The 643-nt window shown below is 61.3% G+C and carries 1 pseudogene; it reads right to left on the bottom strand.

Features of this window, described 5'->3' with window-relative positions:
- A pseudogene (locus tag AC0ZT5_RS35170) lies at positions 1–643 on the bottom strand (hypothetical protein); the annotation flags it as partial.

Genomic DNA, 643 nt, shown 5'->3' with positions numbered 1-643 from the left:
CGGCGAAGCATCTCACCAGCGATCGTGGCTGTAGCCTCGCGACAAGCCGCCGCTTCCGGCCACTTGCTAAAGCCGTTCACCAGGTTCGACATCTCCTGCAGATTAAAGCCAGGGAGCTTGTCGGCACGGCGCAGAACCTCACCGGCGACCGTGGCTATAACCTCCTGACACTCTGCCTGTTCCGGCCATTTGCTGAAACCGTTCACAAGGTTTGCAAGTTCCTGCGGGGTAAAGTCTGAGGGTCGGGGGGTGCGGTCCCCACGGCGGCCAAGAACCGCAATGCCGATCGCGGCCGCTGCTTTGCGACACTGCGCCTGTTCCGGCCACTTGCTGAAGCCGTTTACCAGGTTCGACAGGTTCCGAGGAATAAAGTCGGATAGACGGTCGGCACGGCGAAGCATCTCTCCGGCGATCGTGGCTGTGGCCTCGCGACAACCCGCCTGTTCCGGCCACTTGCTGAAGCCGTTTGCCAGGTTAGCCAGGGTCTGCGGAGTAAATTCAGAGAGTTGGTCGGCACGGCGAAGCACCTCACCGGCGATCGTGGCTGTGGCCTCGCGACAACCCGCCTGTTCCGGCCACTTGCTGAAGCCGTTTGCCAGGTTAGCCAGGTTCTGCGGAGTAAATTCAGAGAGTTGGTCGGCAC

This window comes from Mesorhizobium sp. CNPSo 4670 (genome assembly GCF_057784235.1).
The sequence above is the reverse complement of the archived record's forward strand: the minus strand, read 5'-3'. Positions and strand labels throughout refer to the sequence as shown.